At 52.0% G+C, this 26,894-nt stretch carries 23 protein-coding genes and 1 pseudogene; 20 read left to right on the plus strand and 4 right to left on the minus strand.

The window, feature by feature from the left end; genetic code table 11:
* Positions 1-206 precede the first annotated feature (206 nt).
* The 7 genes from VB712_RS18605 to VB712_RS18635 all read left to right on the plus strand — a co-directional run bounded on the left by VB712_RS18605 (position 207) and on the right by VB712_RS18635 (position 8,948).
* Positions 207-536 carry an MgPME-cyclase complex family protein gene (locus VB712_RS18605; RefSeq protein ID WP_323257492.1) on the plus strand — a complete coding sequence of 110 codons (330 nt, stop codon included), beginning with the start codon at positions 207-209 and terminating at the stop codon, positions 534-536.
* Between the two features lies 1 nt (position 537).
* Entirely contained in the window at positions 538-1,050 is a 513-nt protein-coding gene (locus tag VB712_RS18610) for a cofactor assembly of complex C subunit B (protein ID WP_323257494.1), read from the plus strand.
* 2 nt (positions 1,051-1,052) lie between these two features.
* Complete coding sequence (gene rsmA / locus VB712_RS18615) at positions 1,053-1,877, plus strand: 16S rRNA (adenine(1518)-N(6)/adenine(1519)-N(6))-dimethyltransferase RsmA (protein ID WP_416236397.1); 825 nt, start codon at positions 1,053-1,055, stop codon at positions 1,875-1,877.
* Between the two features lie 106 nt (positions 1,878-1,983).
* Positions 1,984-2,928, plus strand: coding sequence for a 4-(cytidine 5'-diphospho)-2-C-methyl-D-erythritol kinase (gene ispE, locus VB712_RS18620; protein ID WP_323257498.1), 945 nt, complete (start codon positions 1,984-1,986; stop codon positions 2,926-2,928).
* 251 nt (positions 2,929-3,179) lie between these two features.
* Positions 3,180-4,220 (plus strand): 23S rRNA (adenine(2503)-C(2))-methyltransferase RlmN, encoded by a 1,041-nt coding sequence (gene rlmN / locus VB712_RS18625; RefSeq protein WP_323257500.1) that lies wholly within the window; start codon positions 3,180-3,182, stop codon positions 4,218-4,220.
* A 261-nt stretch (positions 4,221-4,481) separates the two neighbouring features.
* A complete protein-coding gene (locus VB712_RS18630) occupies positions 4,482-8,582 on the plus strand; it encodes a PAS domain S-box protein (protein WP_323257502.1) in 4,101 nt (1,366 codons plus the stop codon).
* Positions 8,583-8,720: 138 nt separating this feature from the next.
* Positions 8,721-8,948 carry a hypothetical protein gene (locus VB712_RS18635; RefSeq protein ID WP_323257504.1) on the plus strand — a complete coding sequence of 76 codons (228 nt, stop codon included), beginning with the start codon at positions 8,721-8,723 and terminating at the stop codon, positions 8,946-8,948.
* A 61-nt stretch (positions 8,949-9,009) separates the two neighbouring features.
* Here the strand turns inward: VB712_RS18635 and VB712_RS18640 are convergent, their stop codons facing one another.
* Positions 9,010-9,231 (minus strand): ferredoxin-thioredoxin reductase variable chain, encoded by a 222-nt coding sequence (locus tag VB712_RS18640; protein WP_323257506.1) that lies wholly within the window; start codon positions 9,229-9,231, stop codon positions 9,010-9,012.
* A gap of 171 nt (positions 9,232-9,402) precedes the next feature.
* Between VB712_RS18640 and VB712_RS18645 the strand changes: the two genes are divergently transcribed.
* On the plus strand, positions 9,403-11,022 hold the full coding sequence (locus tag VB712_RS18645; protein ID WP_323257508.1) for a DUF2079 domain-containing protein: 1,620 nt from the start codon (positions 9,403-9,405) through the stop codon (positions 11,020-11,022).
* Between the two features lie 77 nt (positions 11,023-11,099).
* Positions 11,100-12,452, plus strand: coding sequence for an O-antigen ligase family protein (locus VB712_RS18650; protein ID WP_323257510.1), 1,353 nt, complete (start codon positions 11,100-11,102; stop codon positions 12,450-12,452).
* A gap of 251 nt (positions 12,453-12,703) precedes the next feature.
* Here the strand turns inward: VB712_RS18650 and VB712_RS18655 are convergent, their stop codons facing one another.
* Complete coding sequence (locus VB712_RS18655) at positions 12,704-14,638, minus strand: bifunctional serine/threonine-protein kinase/formylglycine-generating enzyme family protein (RefSeq protein ID WP_323257512.1); 1,935 nt, start codon at positions 14,636-14,638, stop codon at positions 12,704-12,706.
* A gap of 244 nt (positions 14,639-14,882) precedes the next feature.
* Here VB712_RS18655 and VB712_RS18660 point away from each other — a divergent pair, with 244 nt between their 5' ends.
* The 4 genes from VB712_RS18660 (at position 14,883) to VB712_RS18675 (ending at position 18,736) form a co-directional block, all read left to right on the plus strand.
* Positions 14,883-16,184: a flippase gene (locus VB712_RS18660; RefSeq protein ID WP_323257514.1), complete on the plus strand. Its 1,302-nt coding sequence runs from the start codon at positions 14,883-14,885 to the stop codon at positions 16,182-16,184.
* A 242-nt stretch (positions 16,185-16,426) separates the two neighbouring features.
* On the plus strand, positions 16,427-17,431 hold the full coding sequence (locus VB712_RS18665; RefSeq protein WP_323257516.1) for a zinc-dependent alcohol dehydrogenase family protein: 1,005 nt from the start codon (positions 16,427-16,429) through the stop codon (positions 17,429-17,431).
* Between the two features lie 57 nt (positions 17,432-17,488).
* Complete coding sequence (locus VB712_RS18670) at positions 17,489-17,881, plus strand: gamma-glutamylcyclotransferase (protein WP_323257518.1); 393 nt, start codon at positions 17,489-17,491, stop codon at positions 17,879-17,881.
* 45 nt (positions 17,882-17,926) lie between these two features.
* Positions 17,927-18,736 carry a UPF0104 family protein gene (locus tag VB712_RS18675; protein ID WP_323257520.1) on the plus strand — a complete coding sequence of 270 codons (810 nt, stop codon included), beginning with the start codon at positions 17,927-17,929 and terminating at the stop codon, positions 18,734-18,736.
* Between the two features lie 33 nt (positions 18,737-18,769).
* Here the strand turns inward: VB712_RS18675 and VB712_RS18680 are convergent, their stop codons facing one another.
* Complete coding sequence (locus VB712_RS18680) at positions 18,770-19,375, minus strand: Uma2 family endonuclease (protein WP_323257522.1); 606 nt, start codon at positions 19,373-19,375, stop codon at positions 18,770-18,772.
* Between the two features lie 187 nt (positions 19,376-19,562).
* Here VB712_RS18680 and VB712_RS18685 point away from each other — a divergent pair, with 187 nt between their 5' ends.
* Complete coding sequence (locus tag VB712_RS18685; RefSeq protein ID WP_323257524.1) at positions 19,563-20,534, plus strand: glycosyltransferase family 2 protein; 972 nt, start codon at positions 19,563-19,565, stop codon at positions 20,532-20,534.
* 5 nt (positions 20,535-20,539) lie between these two features.
* Here the strand turns inward: VB712_RS18685 and pheS are convergent, their stop codons facing one another.
* On the minus strand, positions 20,540-21,532 hold the full coding sequence (gene pheS, locus VB712_RS18690) for a phenylalanine--tRNA ligase subunit alpha (protein WP_323257526.1): 993 nt from the start codon (positions 21,530-21,532) through the stop codon (positions 20,540-20,542).
* A 155-nt stretch (positions 21,533-21,687) separates the two neighbouring features.
* Here pheS and surE point away from each other — a divergent pair, with 155 nt between their 5' ends.
* From surE to VB712_RS20580, 6 genes and pseudogenes are all read left to right on the plus strand, one after another.
* Positions 21,688-22,494, plus strand: a complete 807-nt coding sequence (gene surE / locus VB712_RS18695; RefSeq protein WP_323257528.1) for a 5'/3'-nucleotidase SurE — start codon at positions 21,688-21,690, stop codon at positions 22,492-22,494.
* Positions 22,495-22,699: 205 nt separating this feature from the next.
* Positions 22,700-23,620: a heme A synthase gene (locus tag VB712_RS18700; protein ID WP_323257530.1), complete on the plus strand. Its 921-nt coding sequence runs from the start codon at positions 22,700-22,702 to the stop codon at positions 23,618-23,620.
* 61 nt (positions 23,621-23,681) lie between these two features.
* Complete coding sequence (locus tag VB712_RS18705; RefSeq protein ID WP_323257532.1) at positions 23,682-24,635, plus strand: heme o synthase; 954 nt, start codon at positions 23,682-23,684, stop codon at positions 24,633-24,635.
* A 94-nt stretch (positions 24,636-24,729) separates the two neighbouring features.
* Positions 24,730-25,671 (plus strand): glycosyltransferase family 2 protein, encoded by a 942-nt coding sequence (locus VB712_RS18710; RefSeq protein WP_323257534.1) that lies wholly within the window; start codon positions 24,730-24,732, stop codon positions 25,669-25,671.
* Positions 25,672-25,736: 65 nt separating this feature from the next.
* Positions 25,737-26,699, plus strand: coding sequence for a M28 family peptidase (locus VB712_RS18715; RefSeq protein ID WP_323257536.1), 963 nt, complete (start codon positions 25,737-25,739; stop codon positions 26,697-26,699).
* A gap of 95 nt (positions 26,700-26,794) precedes the next feature.
* Positions 26,795-26,894 (plus strand): annotated as a pseudogene (locus tag VB712_RS20580) (RNA-guided endonuclease TnpB family protein); the annotation flags it as partial.

A 26,894-nucleotide genomic window follows, 5' to 3' on the forward strand; every position in this document is an offset into this window, starting at 1 on the left:
TTTAACCCCTTATAAAGGGGGTCGGCGTAGCCGGGGGGATCATACGGCCTTAGCCGGAGTTGGATCCCCCCTAGGGCGAAAGATTTTTCGCCCCTACAAGCGGGAAAATCCCCCCAATGGGGCCAGAATCCGCAACAATGGAGGATGGCGTTTTTGTCCTTGGGGCAAAAACCTGATCCTTTGACCTCCATTTTTAGCAATCCACTATGACAACTTACTATTACGTCCTCGCCAGTCAAAAATTTTTACTCGAAGAAGAACCCTTCGCCGAAGTCCTCAAGGAGCGCACCCGCTACTATGGCGAGCACAACAAAGAAATTGACTTTTGGCTCGTCAAAGAACCCGCCTTCCTCGATGCGCCGGAATTGGCAGCGGTGAAAGCCAAATGCCCCCAACCCGCAGCAGCGGTGATTACCACCGATGCCTCGTTTATGACCTGGTTAAAATTACGCCTAGAATTTGTCCTCACTGGCGAATTTACTGCCCCCAGTGAGGCGATCGCCGATCCCCTCGCCTCCCTTGCCCCCACCGCCTAACATGGAATCCGCCGTTACCTCCTCCACCCTTCTGCTCACCGTCCTCTTGATGATGGGGCTGTTTTTCTTTATCCGCGCTTCGATTAAGGAGCGGATCGAGCAGATTGAACTGGAAGCCAGCCAATCGCCAGAGCAGTTGTTTCTGGCGATGCAGACCTATTTTGAAGGGCGGGCCTATCGGTTGACTGCCCTCGATGACGAAACGGGTCAAGCCACGTTTGAGGGATTTGTGCGGCCTAGCATCTTTTTAGCGGTGTTGCTCTCCCTGTTAGCGGCCATTGGTTTAGCCTGCTTGGGGTTTGTGGCCTCCTATTTGGTTCCCATGGTGGGGGATTGGGGCGTGGGGATTGCCCTGTTGGCCCCCTTGGCGGGTTACTTCTATTGGCAGCGGGCGGCCCGCGTTGAGCAAGTATTGCTGAAAGTGGAGGCGGGGACGACGAACCGCGTCAAGGTGCGAGGCCATCGGGATGAATTGGCGGAACTGCGGCGTAATTTTCCCCAGGTGACGGCCTAATGGTGCGCCCCCGGAAACGGTTTGCTCAACATTGGCTCCGCTCAGAAACGGTGCTGGATGCGATTGTCAATGCGGCGGGGTTGCGGGAAGGCGATCGCCTTCTCGAAGTGGGCCCTGGCACTGGCTCCCTCACCCAGCGGCTCCTGCCCAAAGTTGCCGCCGTTGTGGGGGTGGAAATTGATACCGTCCTCTGTGGCCAGTTGCCGAAGCGGTTCCCGGTGGAGAATTTGCTGGTGATTGAGGGGGATATTCTCGATCTCGATTTAGGGGCAGCTTTGGCGGATCATCCCCGTTTCCAGGCCCCGAATAAAGTGGTGGCCAATATTCCCTACAACATCACCGGCCCGCTGTTGGAATACCTGATCGGGGCGATCGCCCAACCCGTTACGCCAGCCTATGAGCGGATCGTGTTATTGGTACAGCGGGAAATTGCCGATCGCCTCTGTGCCGTTCCCGGCTCTAAAGCCTTTGGGGTGCTATCGGTGCGGATGCAGTATTTAGCCGAGACAAAACTAATTTGCACCGTCCCCCCCCAAGCCTTCAAACCCCCCCCAAAGGTAGAATCCGCCGTGGTTTGCCTCACCCCCCGCCCCCCAATCCAACCGGCCCAACAACCGGAACATTTAGCGATGCTGATTAAGCAAGCCTTCAGCAGCAAGCGCAAAATGCTCCGCAACAATATCAAAGCCCTCATCGATCCCGAAGCCCTCACCCCATTACTCACCCAGTTAGGGATTAATCCCGATGCCCGCCCCGAAGCGATCGCCGTTGCCCAATGGGTGGCGTTGAGTGATGCTCTCGTGGCAATGGGCAGTGGAAAGTTGTAGTGCTAATTGACGGAGGGGCGAAAAATTTTTCGCCCCTCCATGACCTACAGCCTTACACTATCTGACTAAGCGGATTCCCTATAATGTCTTTTCTCCCTACTCCCTGATGTACACCCTCATTGCTCCGGCCAAAATCAATCTCTATCTCGAAATCATCGGCGATCGCCCCGATGGGTTCCATGAGTTGGTGATGGTGTTGCAAAGTATTGATTTAGGCGATCGCCTCACCCTCGATCGCACCCACAGTAACAGCCATCTGCTCACCTGCAATGATCCTCAACTCAGCGGCCGCGATAACCTCGCCTATCGCGCCGCAGAGTTGATCAGTGAACGGTTTCCCGATGCCTTTGCCAGTTATGGAGGGGTGAAAATTCACCTTGAAAAACAGATCCCCGTGGCCGCCGGTTTAGCGGGGGGGTCTGCCGATGGGGCGGCGGTGTTGGTGGGGATGAACCTGTTGTGGAATTTGGGGTTAACCCAAGGGGAATTACAAACCTTGGCGGCCCAGTTGGGATCGGATCTGCCCTTTTGTGTGACGGGAGGGACGGCGATCGCCACCGGCCGGGGGGAACAGTTGGATTTTATCCATAGTCCGCCAGAGCCGATCTGGTTAGTGTTGGCTAAACATCGCAATCTGGCGATTTCGACCCCTTGGGCCTATCAAACCTATCGCCAACAATTTAGCCAAAAATATATTCAACACCCCGATGAGCAAGCGGCCCGCGCCCAACGCATCCATGCAGGGCCGATGGTGGGGGCGATCGCCACTGGGGATTTAGCCGCCATGGTGGCCCATTTGGAGAACGCTCTCGAAGCGGTGGTTTTACCCACCTATCCCGCCGTTAACCAACTGCGCCAAGCGTTGTTAACCGCTGGAGCGAAGGGGGCGATGATGTCCGGTTCTGGCCCTAGCGTGTTTGCCCTGTGTGAATCCCCAGACCATGCCGAAGCGGTAAAAACCAAAACCGCCAACCTGTTAAAGGATCCAAATCTCGATTTTTGGGTGACACAATTTAGCCATCAGGGGATTCACCTCGCTAGCCTGGAGTAGGGGCGAAAAATTTTTCGCCGCCCCCAACCCGCGCCATGGCAGATCCATGGCACGAGTTAATCACCCCTCGTTACTTGGCTCTGCCAAGTAATGTGTTCCCGGAGGCTCTGCCTCCACCCCGGCGGCGGAGCCGCCCACAGCCCATGCCATGGCAGAGCCATGGCACGAGAGACTCAACCCGATCTATCATCAACTCCTCTCTACACCCCCCTTTTTAAGGGGGGCAGGGGGGATCCATCCTTCCTCAACCCATGACGCAACCCCTCCTCTCCCTCTCCCTCGAAGAACTCACTGCTTGGGTACAAACCCAAGACCAACCCGCCTATCGGGGCAAACAACTCCACCAATGGCTCTATCAAAAAGGAGCGCGATCGCTCCTCGACATCACCGTTTTTCCCAAGGCTTGGCGGGAAAAATTAGCCGATTATCCCATTGGCCGCTCCGCGATCGCCCATTGCCGCACAGCCCCCGATGAAACCCGTAAGTATTTACTGCAATTAGCCGATGGCTTAATTGTTGAAACTGTCGGTATTCCTACGGAAAAACGGCTCACCGTTTGTGTTTCCTCCCAAGTGGGTTGCCCCATGGATTGCGATTTTTGCGCCACAGGTAAAGGGGGTTATACCCGCAATTTAGCCGCCCATGAAATTGTGGATCAGGTGTTAACGGTGCAGCAGGATTTTGGCCGCCGGGTTAGCCATGTGGTCTATATGGGTATGGGAGAACCCTTGTTAAATTTAAAAGCCGTGGTGCGATCGCTCCAGCAATTAAACCAAGATGTGGGCATTGGGGGGCGATCGCTCACCGTCTCCACTGTGGGTGTACCCCGTCGAATTAAAGAATTGGCAGAACATCAACTGCAAATCACCTTCGCCGTCAGCCTCCACGCCCCCGACCAGAGCTTACGGGAACAACTGATCCCCACCGCCAAAAACTACCCGATCGCCAAGCTCCTCGAAGATTGCCGGTACTACGTCAAAACCACAAAACGACGGCTTACCTTTGAATATATCCTCCTGGCCGGCGTAAACGATCGCCCCGAACAGGCCCATGAACTCGCCCAACATCTCAAAGGTTTTCAAACCCACGTCAACCTGATCCCCTACAACCCCATCAGCGAAGCCAACTACAAACGGCCCCAAGCCAAACAAATCAAACAATTCAGCGACATTCTCCACAAACACCACATCGAAAACAGCATCCGCTATTCCCGTGGTTTAGAAGCCAATGCCGCCTGTGGCCAACTGCGCACCCAACACCAACCGGCCACCACCAGCCCCGAACCCGCCTGATCCATCCCCCTGATCCGGAAAATAAACCAGAATGCCGAGTTGTTTAGAAGAAAGACCCGGAACTTGCGACAATGAGATTTGCCCCTAGATCCATCGTCCTTAAAACCAATGGGTACATCAGGCGAAAAATTTTTCGCCCCGACCCTCCTGATGAGCAAGGCTTATCGTCAGGATGTGAGTCAGGATATACCCAAGCGAATCGTTATATTGGGGGGTTAATGTCTTCAGGATTCCAGTTCTGCTTGCGATTTAGTGAAATCTATGGCCCTATCCGTTGCGACCCATGCTACTGGGGATATTCTCGTTACCGATGACACACCCGCTAATCTCCGATTACTGACGGAAATTTTAGTCAAGCATGGTTATCAAGTGCGAGCCGCCCGCAGTGGCCAAGCCGCCTTAGCGGCGGTGCAGGCGAAACAACCGGACTTGATTTTGCTGGATATCATGATGCCGGAGATGGATGGCTTTACGGTGTGTGAACAGTTAAAAGCGGATCCCCACACCCGCCATATTCCGGTGATTTTCATCTCAGCGCTGGATCATCCTGCGGATAAGGCGCGGGCCTTTGGGGTGGGGGGCATTGATTATATTCCCAAGCCGTTTCATCGGGAAGAGGTGCTGTTGCGTGTGAGCCATCATCTCAGTCTACGGCGGGCCCAGGATGCGTTGCGGGCCAGTGAAACGCGGTTTCGGCTCATTTTTGAAAATGCCGGTTTGGGGATTTTTGTCGCCCAACCCGATGGCCGGATTTTAAAAACGAATCGGGCTTTTCAACAGTTCCTCGGCTATGAGGGGTCAGAACTCTATCAAACCCTCTGCACCAATTGTTTGGGGGCAGCGGATCAGTCGCGGATTCTCCAACAGTTAGCGGCTATTGGTCGGGGGGAGATTAATCATTATCAGGTGGAGCAGGAATATCTGCGGGCGGATGGCCGGCAGGTGTGGGGGCGGCTGATCCTCTGTGGGGCGATGCAGGATGGGGTGGTGCAGTTTGTCTTTGGCATGGTGGAGAATATCGACAATCAGAAGCGGGCCCAGGAGGCTTTGGCGGCTTCGGAGCAGGAGATGCGGGCAATTTTTCAGGCGATGACGGATTTGGTTGTGATTCGCGATCGCCAGGGCCGCTGTTTAAAAATTGCCCCCACCCAAGCAGCGGCGCAGTTGTCCCCCAGTGAACTTTTGGGGAAAACGCTACAGGAATTAATGCCGGATGTGGCGGCACAGTTACAGGGGGCGATCGCCCATACCTTAGATGAACAAAAAACCACTAAGGTGGAATACCAACGCCATGAACAGCAGGATCTGGTGTGGTTTGATGCTCGTCTATCCCCCCTGTCGGCGGATCGGGTGGTGTGGGTGGCCCGGGATGTAACGGAAGACCGGCTGATTGCCCAAAAACTCCGCCACAGTGAGCAGGAAATTCGCGGCATTTTTGAAGCGATGACGGATTTAGTCCTGGTGGTGGATGCCCACCGTCAGGAGGTGCAGGTGATGCCCACCAATTACGGCCGGTTGTTTGAAAATAGCAATGCGGTGATTGAAGCAACCTTTGAGCAATTTTTCCCCCAAACCCATGAAGTCAATACCTTTTGGGAGCCGATCCAACAGGTTTTAAGCAATCAACTGACGCTGACGTTTGAATATCGCCTCCAACTGGTAACGGGATCGGTGTGGTTTGCGGCGAATATTTCCCCCTTGCCTAATGATTGCGTGATCTGGGTGGCGCGGGATATTAGTGCGCGGATTGAGGCGGAATTAGAGTTACAAACCCTGGCGGCCGAACTGGAGGAGCGGGTGATTGAGCGGACGGCGCAACTGCGGCGGGTGAATGAAAATCTGCGGGCGGAAATTAGCGATCGCATCCAAGCAGAAGCGGAATTAGGCCGCTCCGAGGCTCGGTTCCGTCTGGCGGTGGATAACATCCCCAATATGTTCGTGATCTACGATCGCCATCTCCGCTATCGGTTTGTCAATCACCAAGCCTTAAAAACCCTCGGCTTTCAACGGGATGCCATGATCGGCCACACTGATCGGGAACTCTTCCCCGACCCGATCACCCAAGCCTACGTTCCCCTGTTGGAAAAAGCGGTGGCGGAGCGGTCGATTCAATCGGGGCAATGTACGTTTGCTGTGCCGCGCCAAGGGCATCTGATGTTTATGATTACCTATGTGCCGCTGTTGAATGAGGAGGGGGACATTGAGCAAATTTTAGGCATTGCCCTCGATATTACTGAGCAGCAACGGTCGGAGCGGGTGATCTGGCAGGCCAAGGAACAACTGCAAGCGGTGTTGGATGCCGTGCCGGGGTTTGTGTCTTGGATTGGTCGTTTTGAAGAAATGGATTCAGAACAGTCCCAAGAACTTTACTATCTCGGGGTGAATCACCAATTAGCCAGCGCCTTTGATGTGGAACCCCAGGCTTTTATGGGGCAGCGGTTGGGCTTTTTGAATTTAGGCTCACAGTTTGAAGAGTTGTTACAAAATTTGTTTGAAGGGCCGGATCGGATGCGATCGCAGGTGGTGGATGTGCAAATTCGCGATCAAACCCGCCATTATTTGGTGGTGGCCCAGAAGTATCAGGAAAATCAAGCGGCGGTTTCCGTGGGCATTGATATCACCGCCCGCATTGAGGCGGAAACGAAATTGAAACGGGCCTATGAGCGATCGCAATTGCTTTCCGAACTCACCCTCAAAGTCCGCCAATCTTTGGATTTGGATGAAATCCTGCAAACCGTTGTTTGGGAAGTGCAGCAAATTCTCCAAACAGATCGGGTGGCGATTCTGCAATGTGAATCGGAGCAATGGGGTAGGGTGATTAAAGAATCCGTCTTAACGGGAATTCATCCGGTGGGATTGCAATCCGCCACCATTCCCTGTCAGATCTTGGCAGTCAACCCCTATGTTGCCATCCATGACACCGCAACACCAGCAGTGGGGGATGTTCAGCCGGTGCTGACCTTTGGGGGGTTTCCGGTGCGATCGCAACTCCTCGTCCCCATTTTCATCCAGCAAAACCTTTGGGGCAGTATTTTGGTGCAACAATGCCACGACCCCCACTACTGGCAACAGGATGAAATCAAGTTACTCACCGCCCTGGCGGATCAATTGGGGATTGCCGTCGCCCAAGCCCAGTTATTGCACCATTTAGAGGAACGAGTAGTGGAGCGCACCGCTGAACTCCAACAGGAAATTGCCGAGCGCACCAAAGCGGAAACCGCCCTGCGGGAAAGTGAGGCCCAACTCCATCGGGTGATTCAAAGTAATGCCTATGGGATTGTGGTTTGCAACCATCTGGGACGCATTGACTTTGCGAATACGGCGGCGGCGGAATTGTTCGGGCGTTCGGCTCAGGAATTACTGGATTTTGATTTGGGCATTCCGATTCCCAGTGGTGAACGGGTTTGGAATCGCGAGGATCTGGCTGCTCCGACGGCCCACGGCGATCCCACGGAAATTTGTCTGGTTCATCCTCAGGGGCGGCAATGTATTGTGGAGATGCGATCGGTGGCGATCAATTGGTATGGCAAACGGGCCTATTTGCTCTCCCTGATGGATATTACCGAACGGAAAGCCATTGAACAGATGAAAGATGAATTCATCTCCATTGCTAGCCATGAACTGCGCACGCCGTTAACCTCCATTCGCGGTTCCCTGGGGCTACTGGCGACGGGCCGCCTGGGGCAACTGTCGGATAAGGGGCAGCAAATGCTCGATATTGCGGTGAATAATACCGATCGCCTGACGCGGCTCCTCAATGACATTCTGGATCTAGAGCGGATTGAATCGGGGCGGATTAAAATCCTTAAACGCCGCTGTGATGGTTTGGAACTGATCCAGCAGGCGGCCCAGGCGATGGTTTCGATGGCGGAGCAGAACCAAATTACCCTCTGTTTAGAATGCGATCGCCAACGGTTTGCCACCTATCCCTTGCCGGAGGGGACGGTGGCGGGCCAACCGCCTTTCTCGATCTATGTTTGGGTTGACCCGGATCAAATTTTGCAGACGCTGACGAACTTAATCAGCAATGCGATTAAATTTTCCGAGCGCGATCGCAGCATTTGGCTCAATGTCACCCCCGATGAAGATCAAGTGATTTTTTCCGTCCATGACCAAGGCCGGGGGATTCCAGCGGATAAATGTGAGGCCATTTTTGGCCGGTTTCAACAGGTGGATGCTTCCGATTCGCGGGAAAAAGGGGGAACAGGTCTAGGGCTGTCCATTTGTCGAGAAATTGTCCAGCGCCACGGTGGTGATATTTGGGTGACAAGTACCGTCGGGCAGGGCAGTTCCTTTTATTTTTCGATTCCGGCACAACCCAACGGGACATCGGAGGAGGTGTTGCCGACAATTTTGAGTTGAGGGAATGGGGAATGGGGAATGGGGAACGGGGAACGGGGAACGGGGAACAGTGGGCTTTGGGGCGCAAAAATTAAACCTTTTGCTCCGACATCAACTGGGTCAATGTGCTTAGATGGAATCAGTTCACCGTGGTGCGATATGGCTGATCCCTTTCACTTTATTTTGCCCACCCCACCGCCGGCTGTGGGTTTTTTTGCCCCCCATGCCCTCGCTCAGGAATTTCGCCGCGAGGTGGAATATCGCCAAGATTTTCAGGCCCATTGCCAATGGTATCGAGCAACCGCTCAAGCACACCAAGCGGAATTACAGCGATTGCGGCGGGATGTGAATTTGTTTGGGTGGTTTGTGCGGAGGGGAGCGGACTAAATGCTCAATCACAATGATCGGCGTAGGGGCGAAAAATTTTTCGCCCCTCCATCAGCGATCCCTAAAGGACTTCAAACTCATCTTCCCGGAGGTGGGCCCGAAATTTTTGACCAAACTTCACTAAAACAGGAAAGTTGGCACTGACGGGCCGCCCTTGCCATTCTGTTACGAGGGCAATCACTTCCCCCTCTAACCCTTGAATATCAAAGGCCTCTTTTTTATGTTCTGGGTGATGATAAACCACGACAGATGTTTTGACACGGATGCGATCGCCAACGTTCATAAACTTTTTATTGCTCCTCCCTAGGATGAATCAGCCGCCAGAATGATGACAGTTTTCCTTGGCTCAGTCCCCATTTTTGCATAGGTATGGCCATCCCATGGCATTCTAGTCCGGAGATCTGGCGAGTTCCCCAAATCGAAATTGAGTTGGTTTAATGGGGAATTGAGTCGTATGAGGGCAGAGCTATTGAGGTTTCCACGGTTTGATCACGCTTTTAGTCGCGGTAGTTTGGCGGCAGCGGGCCTATTTTTTACGATTATGGCGGTGTTGGTGCTCCATCGCCACCATAGCTATTTGCCCTCCTATACCTCCTTTGACCAAGGGATTTTTAACCAGGTCTTTTGGAACAGCCTTCAGGGCCGCTGGTTTCAAAGCTCCCTCTCTGCCATTGAATCCATTTCTCACCCGATGCCAGAGGTGGCTTATCGCCGTTTGGGGCAACATTTTACCCCCGCGCTGCTGTTGTGGCTGCCGATCTATGCGATCGCCCGCAATTCTACAATTTTGCTGATCTTAGCTGTAGGCATCATCACCGCTGGGGGGTTGATGCTCTACCAACTGGCCCGGTTGCGGCTGCCCCCCCATCTTGCCCTGTTGTTAATGATTGGCTTCTACACGAGCCGGGCGGTAGCGGGGCCAACCTTAGGGAATTTTCAAGACCTTTGCCAGTTGCCGCTGTTTATGTTTGGGCTATTTTGGGCGTTGGAAAAGCGGGCTTGGGGTTGGTTTGCTCTGTGGGGGGGGTTGGTGTTGGCGGTGCGGGAAGATGCGGCGATTGTGGTGTTTTCCGTGGGGTTGTATTTGCTCGTCAGTCGGCGGCAGGTGTGGGTGGGGGCGATCGCCTGCCTCGTCAGTTTTAGCTATGCGGTGATTGTCACCACCTACATCATGCCCCTGTTTTCCGATGATGTGGCCCAGCGGTTCCTGGTGATTCATTTTGCTTCTTTCGTGGAGGGCGATCGCACCTCTAGCCTTGAACTCCTGATCAGGATCCTCCGCAATCCCGTCCGGCTTCTCCAGCAACTCCTCACCCCCTTCGATCTCACCTTTAACTATCTCCTCACCCAAGGGCTACCCCTCGCCCTCCTCCCCTTCCTCGCCCCCACCACCTGGATTTTAATCCTCTGCCCCCTGAGCGTCATTTTCCTACGGGATGACCCTTGGGGCTTGGCGGTGCATATGCGCTATGCCTTGGCGGTTGTCCCCGGCCTTTGGTACGGCGCGATTCTCTGGTGGGATGCCCATCCCCATTGGGCGAAAAAGCGATGGATCCAACGGGCTTGGCAGGGGTGTATTGCCCTCTCGATTGTGTTCACGATCAGTGCCAATCCCCACCGCGCCCTCTCGTTTTTCATCCCCGATTCCGTCACGCCTTGGGTCGCCGCCCCCCCTTGGACGCAGTGGCCCCATGCTGCGGTGTTGAACGAAACCCTCAAAGCAATTCCCCCCAATGCCAGCGTCACCGCCTCCAATATCCTCATTCCCCACCTCTCCAACCGTCGGGAAATGTTGGGGTTGCCCTTTTGGCAAGTGAAAAATGATCAGGATGTGGTGATTGATGTGGACTATATCGTCGTCGATCTCCAGCAATTGGCTCAGTATCAAGGGGCTTTTGTGGACGATCGCGATCGCCTCGCCCAATATATCCCTTGGTTGCAGGAGCGGATGGCAACAAATTACGGGTTAATCCGCTATCAAGAAGGGGTGGTGCTGTTACAGCGGGATCACGTTAGTGAGCCAGAGCTAGAGCAGCAATGGCAAAAGGATGTCATTCAGCATTGGCAAATGTAGGGTAAGAAAGAGCAAAGAAAGCGCAAGCTCTCAACTCCTCACTCCTCACTCCTCACTCCTCACTCCTCACTCCTCCCATGAAAGCAATCCTCACTGATCCGCTGGTTTTGTTGCTGTTGGCGATGATGGCGGGGATATTTGGGGCGATCGCCTTTCACACATTTAGCCAGCAACTCCGCTACACCTTAGCTGCGGAAAAAGCAGCGGTGGTATTTTTTTTAATCATCATCTCCGGCGCAACGGGGATTACAATCAGCCCCCTGGATAAGTTCCATCCCCGTGTTTTAAGCAATGTTTACGTTACGCCGCCGACGATGATTGCTCAGGTGGGGGCCTATGCGATCGCCCTCCTCCTACTTGCGCCTATTTTGCAATATACACTCAAAAAAAGCCTGCAAGCTTGGAGTATTTTATTGATCAAAGCTCCTTTTTTGCATCTCTTTTTACTCTGGATTCTCCTCTCTGCCACCTGGTCGAATGACCCAATCACAACGTTGCGCACCAGTTTAGTCATTGTCGAAACTGCCATCATTGCCATGTACATTGGTTATCGTTTCACCTGGCCTGATTTATTCAGCATCCTCAAATGGTTTACCGGAGCCTTAGTGATTTTAGCCTTTGTCTATGGCATTGGTCAGCCCTCGGTGGGGCGTGATTTAGATGGGGCTTGGATTGGCATTAACGGCCATAAAAATCATTTCTGTTTTTTAATGGCATTGAGTACAATTCTCTGGTTTGTGAACAGTATCTATCAGTCTAAACAGCGATATTTTTCAGCATTTATGACTTTTTTAGCCCTAATTGCGATGGAACAGGGAGGCAGTGGTGCGAGTAAGGTAATTGTGGTGTGTTTAATGGCATTGTGGTTTTATTTGGGAACGTTAAAAACCTTACCAACCCAATGGGCATTTACTTCAGTAGTTTTATTTTTGATTGTCAGTATTTGTTTAGTAATTTTGGTGACTGAAAATCTAGAATTTATTGTGGTAGATACACTCAATAAAGATTTAACGTTAACGGGAAGAACAGATTTTTGGCCGTTGATTATCCGTAAAATCAATCAACGGCCACTATTGGGTTATGGCATTGATGGATTTTGGCAGCCTTGGAATGGGATTGATAATCCTTCGCGGGATATCATTGTCGCAAAAACGCAGTTTGCGCCGCCCCATTCTCACAATGGGTTTATGGATTTGGTGGTAGATTTAGGTTATGTTGGATTATTTTTATTTTTGGCATCAATGGTGAATGCGTTGATTAAGGCGATTATTTTATTGGGTCAAGAAAAGATGCCCTATGCGGGTTTACCGTTAATTTTATTAACCTATACAATTTTGACCAATTTAACGGAAACGGGGTTAATTGGGGTGACGAGTATTTTTTGCTTCTATGTGGTGTTTTTAACTCGTAACACGCTGGATTTATCGTAGGTTGTCGGTAGATGCGATCGCAAAAATAGTCTACCTCTCGCTTCTCGTGCCATGGCTCTGCCGTGGCGCGGGCATTGGGCGGCTCTGCCGCCTGGAGGCGGAGCCTCCGGGAGGGCATTACTGGGCAGAGCCAAGTAACGAGGGAAAACCTAACAGAAACCCGGTTTCTTTTCCCCAACTGTAGGGGCGGATCGCATCCCCCCAATTCCCTAGAGAGGGGTGCAAGCGTTGCACCCCTACAATAGCCTAGCTTAAAGAATTTTAGCAACAACAACCCGAAAACCAGTTTCTTGGTACTTACCATCACGGCTGCAAGCACTTCGATTAGCAGATCGGCAGTCTGTCATACTATTACACCAAGAGCCACCACGTCGTAGTTTACTTGTTGAGTTTTTCTTTAATAAACCTTTCAACCAATCTATACTATTGAGACAATGATTTTCATTGTCTATCCAGGCTGTTCCATCTGTTGGAATACCTTCCTGATGATAATCATCTAAACAAAACTCCCAGATATTCCCGTGCATATCGTGGAGTCCCCAGGCATTAGGTGCATTTAAGCTACCGACAGGAGTTGTTTTATTCCGATATTCTTCATGTTTTCTTTTATTATTATTGCTACTATAGTTTGCCAATCCATGATAATTTGCCCATCGAGAAGACAGGGTAAGGCCAAAGTAAAAAGCGGTAGTTGTTCCGGCACGACAAGCATATTCCCATTCAGCTTCACTAGGAAGACGGTAAGGCTTATGGCTAGCTCGATTTAAACGCAAACAAAATTCAATACAGTCTTCCCAACTCACCTGCTCTACAGGATTGTTTTTGCGTGAAAAATAAGCAGGATTAGGCTTAAGATCATGTACGACTTCAGGCATTTTTGCAACAATTTGCCATTGTGCTTGGGTGATCGCGGTGCGGCTCATCCAAAATTCAGGTACTGTCACGCGATATCGAGGGCCGCCCGTGTATGTGTTGACATCTCCATTATCAGGTAATCCGAAAATAAATTCCCCGGCAGGAATTCGCACCATTTCTATATTTAAGCCTGCGGTTGTTTCAAGATAACCATAATTTTCACCCTTACGCCGCTCCGCGATTTCCCCTTCCTCATTGAGCGTAATAATCTCGTAGTGATAAATTTTGTTGTTAGGTAAAGACTCGTCAATTTTTGCAACAACTTTAGACTGAGACACACTAGCAGGAGGTGCAGAAACTTGCGGTGTAGACACAGCTTGCGGTTGAACATCAACAACCTTGCGATTTAATAACATCGCCAACGCCTGATCAATCGGTGAATCAACCACAGCATCCAAACCATGCAAATCTTTTAACACCTCTGATGCTGATTGATAACGCCTTTTCGCACTCGTTTCGATCAACTTATCCAACACCTTCCCCAAATCATCACTCACCAAATTCCCCACCAAATGATCCCGCCAACACAACTCCCCCTCAACCGCATCATACAAATCAGAAGGCATCTGTTGTGTTAAAACATACAAACAGGTTAGCCCCAAACTATAAAGATCACTATTCAATCGCGGCTTACCCATCGCCTGCTCCGGCGCACAAAACTCCGCCGACCCGATCTTCGTTCCCGTCGTTGTTCCCTCCTCCCGATTCAACACCTTCACCGCCCCAAAATCCACCAAAACTAACTTTTGATCCCCCTGCCGACGGATAATATTTTCTGGTTTAATATCCCGATGAATCACATTCTGCCCATGGATAAACTCCAAAATCACCAACAACTCCACCAACAACGAGCGAATTTGTGGTTCCGAGAAAACCCCTTGAGCCGCTAACTCTTGCTTCAGCGTCACCCCATCAATAAACTCTTGAATCAAATACTGCTGATGATTTTCCTCAAAAAAAGCCAATAACTCCGGAATTTGTGGATGTTTTCCCAACAGTTCCAACTGCTGCGCTTCCTGCTGAACCAATTCTATTGCCTTTTCCAGCGTATCCGGATCAATATTTTCAGGAAAAAACTGCTTAATCACACAAAAAGGCTTCGAGGGCTTATCCTCATCCACCGCTAAAAAAGTTCGCCCAAACCCTCCCTGACCAATAATACCCTTGGCCCAATACCGGCCCCGCAGTAACAACGGATTCCCGCACTGGTGACAAAACTGGTAATCTTCAGGATTTGGATGATAACAGGTAGGATTAAGACATTGACGCATAGGACACAGAGAACGCGATGATCTGATTTTATCCCAAGAGAGCAAAGAAGGGCGAAAAATTTTTCGCCCCTACACCCATCCATCCGATCACCCCACTCCACAACACCCCACAGCCGGATCGCCCCACCTTCCCAGCTTCCCGGCTCCTGCTCCTGTTTGCTCTTCTCGGAACCCAGTTATCGAAAAAACCAGTAAAATAGAATCCAAAATATAGCATTTTATTGATGTTTACCCAAAAACTTTAATGCTTAAATCCTTTAGCCCCTACGTTCAAAAAATTCTTGGTAATACCGCCTGGCTCTTTAGTGAAAAAATTCTGCAAATGGTGTTGGGGTTACTCGTTGGGGTGTGGGTGGCGCGGTATTTGGGGCCGGCGGATTTTGGGCTGTATAACTATGTTTTAGCGATGGTGGGTTTATTTGCACCTCTGGCAAAATTGGGACTGGATAATATTATGGTTCGGGATTTAGCCCAGGATAGTGAGCAAAAAGGGGAAATTTTAGGGACGGGTTTCGTTTTAAAAGCCATTGCCTCCTCCCTCGCCACAATCCTGGTTGTCGCTGTCGTCTTCTTCCTTAAACCTGAAGAGCAGCAAACTCAAATTTTGGTGGGAATCTATGCCTTGGGTTCTGCTTTTCGGGCCATGGATGTGGTGGAATATTGGTTTCAATCCCAAATTGCCTCGAAATATGTGGTGTGGACTCGTAACGCTGTCTATCTGACGATTACGCTGTTGAAAGTGGTGATGATTCAGACCGGAGCACCCCTGATCGCCTTTATGATCATTCTCGCCCTAGAGCAGGCATTGACCGGCATCGGGTTGGCGATCGCCTATCAACGCAGTGGCGAAGGGTTACAACAATGGCGATTACGGGGGCAACGGGCTAAACAGTTATTAAAAGATAGCTGGCCGCTGATTTTATCCGGGATTGTGATCATTATTTATATGCGCATTGATCAGGTCATGTTGGCACAAATGCAGGGGGCGGAATCCGTGGGGATTTATTCCGCTGCGGTGAAAATTTCCGAACTGTGGTATTTCATTCCCATTTCGATCATTAACTCAATTTTTCCCGCCGTCGTCCAGGGCAAAACCGAGGGGCAAACGGTATATTTGCGGCGCATTCAAAAAATGTTTAACCTGATGGCGGTGATCAGTTATGCCGTCGCCATTCCGATTACATTACTCTCCCCTTGGGTGGTTAATCTCCTCTATGGCCCCAACTATGGCGCAGCGGCTACGGTGTTAACCATCCATATTTGGGCGGGGGTGTTTGTGTCCTCCGGTGTGGCGCGGGAAACTTGGCTCACCACTGAGGGATTGATGACGCTTTCAGCGGTGATGACGGCGTTGGGGGCGGCGGTGAATGTGGGGTTAAATTTGCTCTTGATTCCGAATTATGGGGGAGCGGGGGCGGCGATCGCCACCGTCATCGCCCAAATTATCGCCGCCTATGTAGCGGGGGCATTCATTCCCCAAACCCGGATGATTTTCTGGCGACAAACTCAGGCTCTTTTTTTGATCGGCTGGTGGGGGGGGAAGTGAGGAGTGAGAAGTGGGAAGTGAGAAGTGAGAAGTGGGAAGTGAGAAGTGGGAAGTGGGAAGTGAGAAGTGGGAAGTGGGAAGTGAGAAGTGGGAAGTGGGAAGTGAGAAGTGGGAAGTGGGAAGTGAGAAGTGGGGAGTGGGGAGTTGATCTGCGTAGGGGCGAAAGGGCGAAAAATTTTTCGCCCCTACAGGACTACAACTTTGCACTATACTCTTTACTCACTTCTCTCTCCTTCCCCAATATGCAAGCCATCCTCTTTAATCAACCCGGTAGCCCTGATGTCCTCTACGCTGACAACATACCCAAACCGGCAATTACTGCACCGGATCAATTGCTCGTCAAAATCCACGCCGCTGGGGTGAATCCCATTGATACAAAATTGCGGCAACGAGGCACATTTTACCCCGATCAAATGCCCGCTGTTTTAGGCTGTGATGGGGCAGGAATCGTGGAAGCAGTGGGGGAAGCAGTGACGGACTTTCGCCCCGGTGATGCGGTTTACTATTGCTATGGCGGTATAGGGATGGGGAACAGTGGGAATTATGCTGAATATGCGATCGTTCCTGCCCATTTTGCCGCCCCTAAACCCCAGTCGTTAACCTTTGCCGAAGCAGCGGCGGCCCCTTTGGTCTTAATCACGGCTTGGGAGGCTCTGTATGATCGCGCCTGCTTGCAAGGGAGTCAAACGGTACTGGTACAAGCCGGGGCCGGTGGTGTGGGCCATGTCGCGATCCAATTGGCGAAACTCAAGGGGGCCAAGGTTTGCACCACCGTCAGCACACCGGATAAGGCCCGCCTCGCCCGCCAACTGGGGGCCGATGAAACGATCCTCTATCCCCAAACCGATGTGACGGCGGCGGTAATGGCTTGGACAGAGGAGCGCGGCGTGGATGTGGCCTTTGATACGGTGGGGGGCAAAACGTTTTTTGAGACGGTGGCGGCGGTGCGGCCCTATGGGGATTTGGTGACGATTTTAGAACCAAATTTAGAAGCAGGGACGTTGAAGGCGGCTCGCCAGCGCAATCTGCGGATTAGTTTGGAATTAATGCTCACACCGATGATGTCGGGGGATCTCGAAGCCCAATGCCATCAAGGGGAAATCCTGCGGCAATGTGCGCTGTGGTTTGATCAGGGGGATTTAAAAATCCATTTAGCCCAAACCTTTCCCCTCAGTGAAGCCGCTGCGGCCCATCGGGTGCTGGAAGGGGGATCGGCAATGGGAAAAATTGCGCTTCAGGTGGTTTAGGGGTCGGCTCTATGCCGCTTTTTCGCTAATCTGGAGAAATCTTTTCACCAATGCACCATGAGCGATTCTGAGATCATCCGGGTATTTATTTGCGGCTCGGCCCTGCGGGGTCAGCCGGATCACGGCACGATCGCCGATACCGAATTTCTCCAACCGATCAAAACTCAACCCCTTTACCGTCTCCATTCCGTGAATGATCAGCATCCGGGGGTCTACGCCGTCGAAACCGGGGGCATTGCCTTGGCAGGGGAACTCTACGCCATGACCCCGGCCCAGTATGACCATCTGCTGGCCAATGAACCGCCAAACCTTTATCCGGGGCCGGTGACGTTGGAGGATGGTACGGAGGCGATCGCCATGCTTTACCCCCAAGCCCTGATTGAGGAGCAGCAATTCCCCGATGTCTCCGAGTTCGGTAGTTGGGCCGCTTATAAGGCTTCTTTAGCCTAGGTGAAGGGTTGGGCTAAGGGGCTGATTCGAGGGCTAATTTTGGGGGTGGCGCTTTTTTTCCTGGTGGCCACAGTGCGCCGCCATGGAGGGGCGATCGCCTCTCTCTCCCTCTCGGATCTGCGTTGGCCTTGGTTGGCCCTGGGCTTTACACTGACCTTATTGAGCCATGCCTGGGCCGGTTGGGTCTGGGCCTGGCTGCTCGCCCCTTTTACTCCTGCGCCCCTTTCCCCCTTTTGGGCGATTCGCACCTATCTAACGACAACGATCGCCAAATACATCCCCGGCAATGTTTGGCAGTTCTACGGCCGCATCCAGGCGGCCCAAGGCCAAGGCGTACCATTAGCCGGGGCAACGGTGGCCACGTTAACAGAACCCTTGCTGATGGCGGCGGCGGCGTTGCTCCTCGCGCTGCTCACTTGGCCGGGGGGTCTGGGCTTCTGGCAAATCCCCCTCCTCATCACTCTCCTCTCCACGCTCCACCCCCGCCCCCTCAATTGGGTGTTAGGTCGCCTCAGTCCTCAACCGTTGCAAATCCGGGCTTATCCTTGGGGGCCGTTGGCGGGGGAGTTGGTATTTGTGGGGGGGCGATCGCTCGGTTTTCTCTGTACGATTCTAGCCCTGATCCCGCTCAAGGGGGCGGAAATTCCCCAGGTGATCAGTGGGTTTGCCGTGGCTTGGGTGTTGGGGTTGGTGTTGCCCGGTGCGCCGGGGGGGTTAGGGGTGTTTGAATCAGTGGCGGTGGGGCTATTATCGCCCCAATTTTTGCTCCCCATTGGTCTATTTCGCCTCAGCAATACCCTAGCCGAAGCCCTAGGCGCGGGGTTAGCTTGGCTCATCCAAACCTTACATCGGTAGGGGCGAAAAATTTTTCGCCCCCGCCACAGATCATCAGTCAACGGGCAGCATTTCTGTTAAATTCAGGCCGCGATAAATTTGCTCAATGGGGAAACTGAGATTAATGCTTTTGAGTGCGATCATATCCCCCGCTTTGTAATTGAGAATCAACCAGTCACCCCCATCATTTTTGTGATAAAGATCAATGGCAACGCTTGTGGAACTCACTAATAGGTAATCGATGAGGGCTGGGTTTTGGCGATATCTGCGAAATTTGCCGCCTCGGTCGTAGGCTTCCGTGCTAGGCGAGAGAACTTCAACAATTAAGCAAGGATAGCGAATATATTGGGTTGTGGTTTGATCTCGATCATCACAAGTGACACTGACATCGGGATAGGTATAATCATTCGTACCCAGAAGATTAATCCGTAGATCTGAATTACCTGTTATGCAACCACTTGGATCGACATGGCGATCAAATATTGTTGTTAATCGAACAGCGATCCGGCTATGGTTAACGCTGCCCCCCGTCATCGCATCCACTTGACCCAGGAGATAAACACGACCATCAATCAATTCATGCTTTTCTAACTGCTTTTCTTCCCAAGCAAAATATTCTTCCGGGGTGAATATGGGCAAATTTTCCTTAGCAGCAATCATGATTTTTCCTCATTTCCAAAACTTTCAACGTCAAAACCCCCGTAGGGGCATTGGCGTAAGCCTGCCGGAGGCACAAAAATTCTCTGCCCTCCCCACGCCTATCCTAAAATTTTGATCAACTTCCCCCCTATGGTATCCCCAGACTAACGATGGAGTACAGTAGAGAGCGGCCCCTGTGATCATTGCCATGCCTGTTTCCCCCTTAGCCCCTGATGTTTCCGTCGTTGTGCCGATTTATAACGAAGTCGAGAGCTTGCCGATGTTGATCAGGGCGATCGCCTCCAGCCTCGAAGCCACCAGCCTCCGCTATGAAATCCTCTGTATTGATGACGGCTCCACCGATGGCTCCACTGAACGCTTGCGGGAACTGACCCAAACCCATCCCTACCTAAGGGCGATCGTCCTGCGCCGCAACTATGGCCAAACCGCCGCCATGGCCGCCGGTTTCAACTATGCTCAGGGGCTAACGATTGTCACCTTAGATGGTGATTTACAAAATGATCCCCAAGATATCCCCCTGCTCTTAGCCAAATTAGAAGAAGGCTATGATTTGGTCAGCGGTTGGCGCAAAAACCGCCAAGATGCTGCCCTCACCCGGCTTTTACCCTCAAAAATTGCCAATTGGCTGATTGGCCGGATTACCGGCGTGCGGGTGCATGACTATGGCTGCTCCCTCAAAGCTTATCGGACGGAATTGGTGGCGGATTTGAATTTATATGGAGAATTACACCGCTTTTTACCCGCTTTGGCCTTTATCGAAGGGGCGAGAATTGCCGAATTACCCGTACATCATGAAGCACGACGCTATGGCAAAAGTAAATACGGGTTGGGGCGAACGTTTCGGGTCGTGTTGGATTTAATGACGATCTTTTTTATGAAACGGTTTTTAACGCGGCCGATGCACGTTTTTGGCTTTGCGGGAATTATTACGACGTTTTTAGGGATTGCTTTGGGCCTCTATTTAACAGTTTTAAAATTTGGCTTGGGCCAACAGATAGGCGATCGCCCCCTCCTGATCCTCGTTGTTATCCTCATTTCCATCGGCGTGCAATTCTTCAGCATCGGCCTATTAGGAGAATTGCTCATGCGTACCTACCACGAATCCCAAGGCCGCCCCATCTACCGCGTTCGCGATATTTGGGGCGGAGATTTGCATTAATCCCATTAGAATTGGCGCAAAAAGCGGAGATCGCTGCTGTAGAGGCGGCGGATATCGTCGATGTGGTGCAACACCATCGCGAATCGCTCCACGCCTAAACCGGCGGCAAATCCGCTATAAATTTCCGGGTCATAGCCCACCGCTTTTAACACATTGGGATCAACCATCCCACAGCCCAACACCTCCAACCATTTTCCCTCCCATTGCACATCTACTTCAGCGGAAGGCTCCGTAAACGGGAAATAACTGGCCCGGAATAACATTGCCAATTCCTCCCCAAACATTTGGCGCACAAATTCCTTGAGCGTCCCTTTTAAATCCGTGAACGTTAACCCTTTATCCACGGCGAGAATTTCCACCTGATGGAAAACGGCGGAATGGGTGGCATCGACGGTATCGCGACGGTAGACGCGGCCGGGGGCGATGATCCGCAAGGGGGGTTCATGGTTTTCCATGTGGCGGATTTGGACTGAGGAGGTATGAGTCCGCAATAGGTTGCCGTCGGGGAGATAGAACGTGTCTTGCATATCCCGCGCTGGGTGGTCGGGGGGGGTGTTGAGGGCTTCAAAGTTGTAGTAGTCGCTCTCCATTTCGTAGCCTTCGGCGACGGTGTAGCCCATGCCGACGAAGATTTCGATCACCCGGTCGATGATGCTGTTGAGGGGGTGGATCCTACCCAGGGGGGCGGCTACGCCGGGCATCGTGACATCGAGGGTTTCGGCGGCCAGTTGGGCGGCAATGTGGGCCTGTTCGAGGCGATCGCGCTTCTGGTCTAAATCCGTTTGAATGGTGTTTTTAACATCATTGGCGATCGCCCCAATTTTGGGCCGCTCCTCAGGGGAGAGCTTCCCCATCCCCCGCAGGATTTCCGAGAGTTTCCCCTTTTTGCCCAAATAGGCCACCCGTTGCTGTTCGAGTTCGTCTAACTCGCTGACGGCGGCGATCGCGGCGGTGGCTTCGGTGGCTAAGGCTTGTAATTGCGTTTCTAAACCAGACATTATGGAGGATGGATAAATGAATTCAAGGTGGCCCGCCCTCTAGTGTAGCGATTGGCGGGGCCGAAACAACGGGGGAATGAAGAATGGCCATGGCCCAAGGGCGATCGCCCGTTATCCTAAGAATCAGTTCGTGAAGCCGGAACGGGAAGAAAATCATGCAGGAAAATTGTCGCATTCTAATTAGCAATGATGATGGCATCTTGGCCCTGGGGGTGCGTACCCTCGCCAATCGGTTGGCCGATGCAGGCTATACCATCACCGTGGTTTGCCCCGATCGCGAACGATCCGCCACCGGCCACGGCTTAACCATCCATCAACCGATCCGCGTTGACCCCGTAGCCGATGTTTACCATCCCTCGATCCAAGCTTGGGCCTGTTCTGGCACACCCTCCGATTGTGTGAAGTTGGGCCTCAGCGCCCTCTTGCCCCAGCCGCCGGATTTTGTCCTGTCGGGGATTAATCAGGGGGCGAATTTAGGAACCGATGTATTGTATTCTGGGACGGTTTCGGCGGCCATGGAGGGGGCCATTGAAGGGATTCCTAGCTTGGCCTTCAGTTTATGCAGCTTTGCCCATCAGGATTTTGCCGTCGCTGCGGATTTTGCCGTGGAATTCTTGGCCCAACTCCAAGCTGATCCCCTGCCTCACCCAATGTTATTAAACGTTAATATTCCCCCCGTTCCCAAGGCAGAGATTGCCGGGGTGCGAGTGACGCGCCAGGGATTGCGCCGCTATATTGAGCAGTTTGAACAACGCTATGATCCCCGTGGGAAAGGCTATTACTGGTTAGCGGGGGAGGTGGTGGAGGATGTGGAGCAACCCCCCCATTGTGGCGTTGATCCCGATATTCCCACCGATGTCGAGGCGATCCGCGATCGCTACATCACGATCACCCCGCTGCAATACGATCTCAGCGATACCCAAGCTCTCCAGCATTTTCGCACCGATCATTTCCATGGTTAGGCGATCGCCCCTGAGCATCCCCCATTCCCGCAAATTTTGTTAAAACCTGCGCCCAAATTAAAGAACCTCGTTACAGTGTTAAGGAAATCAACCCCTCCAAGGGTTGAACCTCCCTCAGCCCCGACCATTTGACCGTAGTCAATGTATCGGTAATTGCTGAGTCCAAACTCTATAGTTTGTAAACGCACTGTTACATTCTGCCGACATGACGGATTCTGTTTTTCAAGCCGCCCCTGCGTTAACGCCCGATCCGGAGCGTGCCAGTCCTCAAGTGTGGATACGGCGTTTTGTCTGGAAAATGGCGATCGCCGTTTTCCTGCTGATGGCCATTGGCAGTGCCACCAGGGTCATGAACGCCGGTCTTGCCTGCCCCGATTGGCCCCTGTGTTACGGGCAACTGATTCCCACCCAACAGATGAACCTGCAAGTCTTTTTAGAATGGTTCCATCGCCTCGATGCGGCCCTGGTGGGTTTAAGCGCGATCGCCCTCCTGGGGATGTCTGTTTGGTGGCGGCGGGATCTCCCCACCTGGCTCCCCTGGGCCAGTGCCTTCGCCCTGGGGTTAATCCTTTTCCAAGGGGTTTTAGGGGGCCTCACCGTCACCCAAATGCTCCGCTTTGATATCGTCACCGCCCATCTAGGCACTGCCCTTCTCCTTTTCTGCACACTATTGGTGATTGGGGCCGCCCTCCAACCCTATCAACCGATGGGAACTGCCCACAAACTTCGCAGCTTGGGCATCGTGGCCACGGGGTTAATCTATGGCCAGAGCCTGCTCGGCGGTTTAGTGGCCTCCCAATGGGCCCTTCACCAATGCCTCAATGGGGCCCAACGGTGCGGCGTGATGAATAGTCACCTTTTAGGCGTAATTCCTGCCACCGTGATCACGGTGCTGATCGTCATTTTGGCCCTGCGCACCCCCGCCCTCCATCCCCGCCTGCGAAAACTGGCCACGACCGCCGGGATACTCGTTGCGGTGCAAGCCCTTGTGGGCTTAGGAACCTATCGCCTCCATCTGCAAGTAGAACCCCTCACCGTCACCCATCAAGCCGTTGGCGCAGCATTGTTAGGGGCGATCGTTCTGTTCACTGTTTTTGCTTGGCGGGATCTGACCCCCGCCCCTTAACTCCCGGCTTGCACCAACTCCTCCCCCTCAATTCAATACAACCACGTAAGGACAGAATTTCATGATTGGGACAAGCTACACCCCGAAACACGAGAACTGGCACGCTGTTTTGAAAAGTTATTTTCAACTCACCAAGCCTCGGATTATTCCCCTTTTACTGATCACCACCGCAGCGGCCATGTGGATTGCCTCAGAGGGCAGCGTTGACCCGCTACTGCTGTTGGTGACATTGCTGGGAGGCACATTGGCGGCAGCTTCGGCCCAAACCCTCAATTGTATTTACGACCAAGATATTGATTACGATATGGTGCGCACCCGGAAGCGACCGATTCCTTCGGGCCGGGTGCAGCCCCGCCATGCCTTGATTTTTGCGATCGCCCTAGGGTTAGCCTCCTTCATCCTCTTAGCCGTATGGGTGAATCTCCTCAGTGCCTTACTGGCCATGGCCGGCATTGCCTTTTATATGGTGATCTATACCCATATTCTCAAGCGCAATAGTCCCCAAAATATCGTCATTGGCGGCGCAGCGGGGGCGATTCCTCCCCTTGTCGGTTGGGCAGCGGTGACGGGGGATCTGAGTTGGTCTGCTTGGCTATTGTTTGCGATTATCTTTCTCTGGACTCCCCCCCATTTTTGGGCGTTGGCCTTGATGATTCGGGAAGATTATGCCCAGGTGAATGTACCGATGTTGCCGGTGGTGGCGGGGGAAGCGGAGACGGTGAAGCAGATTTTGCTCTATACGCTGTTGGTGGTTCCCTGTACGTTTTTGTTGATCTATCCTTTGGGGGTGTTGGGGGCATTGTATGGGGCGATCGCCACCTTCCTCGGCCTCAGCTTCCTCAAAAAAGTCTGGCAACTATACCGCAACCCCACAGATTTACCCTTAGCCAAAGCAACGTTTAAATACTCCATCCTGTATATGATGCTGTTGTGTACGGGGATGGTGATTGATAGTTTGCCCATTACCCACCGGGCCATGGCAAGCTTAGGGCAACTCATCAGTTGCACAGGTTGATCTTTTAGGAAGAAAAGAGGATAGAGAAAAGAGGATGGAGTGAAATTGAGATTTCCCCCTCACTTCTCACTCCTCACTCCTTCGCTCAAAAACTATGAATGTTGAGCTTTCGATTGTCATCCCGATTTACAACGAACAAGACAACCTCGACACACTGTTTCAACGTTTAGAGCAGGTGTTGAAGCCCTTACAGTTCACCTATGAGTTGGTCTGTGTCAATGATGGCAGCAAAGATCAGTCCCTCGCGGCCTTAATCGCCTATCATCAGCGCAACCCAGCGATTAAGGTGGTGAATCTTTCCCGCAATTTCGGCAAAGAAATCGCCCTCACTGCGGGAATTGACTACGCCACAGGTGCAGCGGTGATTCCCATTGATGCGGATCTCCAGGATCCCCCAGAATTAATCGGGATCTTGGTGGAAAAATGGCGGGAGGGGTACGATGTGGTCTATGCGACGCGGCGATCGCGCCAAGGGGAAACCTGGCTGAAAAAGTTCACCGCCAACGCCTTTTATCAAACCATCGACTCCATGAGTCCGGTGTATATTCCCCCCAATACCGGAGATTTTCGCCTCTTGGATCGGCGGGTGGTGGAAGCATTAAAGCAAATGCCGGAGCGGAATCGGTTTATGAAAGGGATGTTTGCCTGGGTGGGCTATCGCCAAATTGCCATCCCCTTTGATCGCGATCCCCGTCTGATGGGGCAAACCACTTGGAACTATTGGAAGTTATGGAATTTCGCCCTCGATGGAATTACCTCGTTTAGTACGTTACCTCTGAAAGTTTGGACTTATTTGGGCCTATTTATTTCTGTGTTGGCATTGCTCTATGCAGGGTTCTTAATCCTGCGGACGCTAATTTTTGGGGTAGATTTGCCGGGCTATGCGTCATTAATGGTAACAACGTTATTTTTTGGCGGCATTCAACTGATTACCTTAGGGGTGATTGGCGAGTACTTGGGCCGCGTCTATGAAGAAGTGAAAGCCCGCCCCCTCTATTTTGTCCGGGATGCCTACGGGTTTGAATCCAAGCCTTGATCAAAGTTTGACACTGCCATATTTATGTGTTAGATAGGCGATGTTATCCATAAAGTCTGTCAGTCATGGGTGAATCTCTGAACAGGAAAAAAGTGAGCATCCGGTTGGCTAGCAAAGCTGCCATGATTCGCCTGGCAATCCTTTTGGCGATCTTAATGATGGGATTGCTTTGGCTCTGGTCAACGGTTTTGTGGATGCCTGGAGCCAGTTATCAAGGGCCGTTGCCCCCGTTACAGCCAGCAGAAATAACGCTGGAAAATTTATTACAACAGGATATTCAAAAAATTGCGGTTGAAATTGGCCCCAGAAATGCCAACCAATACGATCAACTCAATGCAACTAAGGCATTTTTAGAAACGGCTTTAGGGCAATCCGGTTATCAAGTCACTGAGCAAGCCTACACAATTGATGACAAGACCTATTACAATCTAGCAGTTGAAAAAAAAGGGACTGAGTTACCTAATGAAGTGATTATCGTTGGTGCTCATTATGACTCAGTGTTTGCGAGTGTTGGTGCTAATGATAATGGTACAGGGGTAGCCGCTACATTGGAGCTAGCGAAGATATTCGCGCAAAAATCCCCCAAGCGTACCGTTCGCTTTGTTGAATTTACCAATGAGGAACCGCCTTTCTTTTGGACAGAGAATATGGGCAGCTTGGTTTATGCTAAACAAATTGATCCGCAACAGGAAAAGGTTGTGGCCATGCTCAGTCTGGAAACGATGGGTTATTTTTCAGACGTACCCGGTAGCCAACAATATCCTTCGATTCTGAATTGGTTTTATCCCAACCAGGGTAACTTTATTACATTTGTGGGCAATTTAAAATCCAGAGACTTGATCCGCAAATCCATTGCATCTTTTCGCCGTCATACTCAATTTCCCTCGGAAGGTGCATGTTTACCCGCTTGGATTCCGGGTGTGGGCTGGTCTGATCAATGGTCTTTTTGGCAACAGGGATATCAGGGAATTATGATTACCGACACGGCTCCTTTCCGTTATCCTTACGAAAATAGTGCGGGAGTCTGAAAGCCCCGTTGCTTTAGCGCGGGGATGAAAGACGACACGGCGACTTTAGTCGCCGTCCTTGCAGGGCAGCTTATATTGTGTGCTAGGATATAGCCATGATTGTACTAGAGTTTAAAGCCTACGGAAAGCCCCAGCAATTCAGCGCCATAGACGAGGCGGTGAGAACAGTCCAGTTTATCCGAAACAAAGCCATCC

Source organism: Spirulina sp. CCNP1310 (assembly GCF_034932185.1).
Taxonomy (GTDB): Bacteria; Cyanobacteriota; Cyanobacteriia; order Cyanobacteriales; family Spirulinaceae; genus Spirulina.

What these genes read in the sequence shown, in the direction of transcription:
- VB712_RS18605 (WP_323257492.1), top strand. Translation starts at nt 207, where the DNA reads ATGACAACTTACTATTACGTCCTCGCCAGTCAAAAATTTTTACTCGAA.
- VB712_RS18610 (WP_323257494.1), top strand. Translation starts at nt 538, where the DNA reads ATGGAATCCGCCGTTACCTCCTCCACCCTTCTGCTCACCGTCCTCTTG.
- ispE (WP_323257498.1), top strand. Translation starts at nt 1,984, where the DNA reads ATGTACACCCTCATTGCTCCGGCCAAAATCAATCTCTATCTCGAAATC.
- rlmN (WP_323257500.1), top strand. Translation starts at nt 3,180, where the DNA reads ATGACGCAACCCCTCCTCTCCCTCTCCCTCGAAGAACTCACTGCTTGG.
- VB712_RS18630 (WP_323257502.1), top strand. Translation starts at nt 4,482, where the DNA reads ATGGCCCTATCCGTTGCGACCCATGCTACTGGGGATATTCTCGTTACC.
- VB712_RS18635 (WP_323257504.1), top strand. Translation starts at nt 8,721, where the DNA reads ATGGCTGATCCCTTTCACTTTATTTTGCCCACCCCACCGCCGGCTGTG.
- VB712_RS18640 (WP_323257506.1), bottom strand. Translation starts at nt 9,231, where the DNA reads ATGAACGTTGGCGATCGCATCCGTGTCAAAACATCTGTCGTGGTTTAT.
- VB712_RS18645 (WP_323257508.1), top strand. Translation starts at nt 9,403, where the DNA reads ATGAGGGCAGAGCTATTGAGGTTTCCACGGTTTGATCACGCTTTTAGT.
- VB712_RS18650 (WP_323257510.1), top strand. Translation starts at nt 11,100, where the DNA reads ATGAAAGCAATCCTCACTGATCCGCTGGTTTTGTTGCTGTTGGCGATG.
- VB712_RS18655 (WP_323257512.1), bottom strand. Translation starts at nt 14,638, where the DNA reads ATGCGTCAATGTCTTAATCCTACCTGTTATCATCCAAATCCTGAAGAT.
- VB712_RS18660 (WP_323257514.1), top strand. Translation starts at nt 14,883, where the DNA reads ATGCTTAAATCCTTTAGCCCCTACGTTCAAAAAATTCTTGGTAATACC.
- VB712_RS18665 (WP_323257516.1), top strand. Translation starts at nt 16,427, where the DNA reads ATGCAAGCCATCCTCTTTAATCAACCCGGTAGCCCTGATGTCCTCTAC.
- VB712_RS18670 (WP_323257518.1), top strand. Translation starts at nt 17,489, where the DNA reads ATGAGCGATTCTGAGATCATCCGGGTATTTATTTGCGGCTCGGCCCTG.
- VB712_RS18680 (WP_323257522.1), bottom strand. Translation starts at nt 19,375, where the DNA reads ATGATTGCTGCTAAGGAAAATTTGCCCATATTCACCCCGGAAGAATAT.
- VB712_RS18685 (WP_323257524.1), top strand. Translation starts at nt 19,563, where the DNA reads ATGCCTGTTTCCCCCTTAGCCCCTGATGTTTCCGTCGTTGTGCCGATT.
- pheS (WP_323257526.1), bottom strand. Translation starts at nt 21,532, where the DNA reads ATGTCTGGTTTAGAAACGCAATTACAAGCCTTAGCCACCGAAGCCACC.
- surE (WP_323257528.1), top strand. Translation starts at nt 21,688, where the DNA reads ATGCAGGAAAATTGTCGCATTCTAATTAGCAATGATGATGGCATCTTG.
- VB712_RS18700 (WP_323257530.1), top strand. Translation starts at nt 22,700, where the DNA reads ATGACGGATTCTGTTTTTCAAGCCGCCCCTGCGTTAACGCCCGATCCG.
- VB712_RS18705 (WP_323257532.1), top strand. Translation starts at nt 23,682, where the DNA reads ATGATTGGGACAAGCTACACCCCGAAACACGAGAACTGGCACGCTGTT.
- VB712_RS18710 (WP_323257534.1), top strand. Translation starts at nt 24,730, where the DNA reads ATGAATGTTGAGCTTTCGATTGTCATCCCGATTTACAACGAACAAGAC.
- VB712_RS18715 (WP_323257536.1), top strand. Translation starts at nt 25,737, where the DNA reads ATGGGTGAATCTCTGAACAGGAAAAAAGTGAGCATCCGGTTGGCTAGC.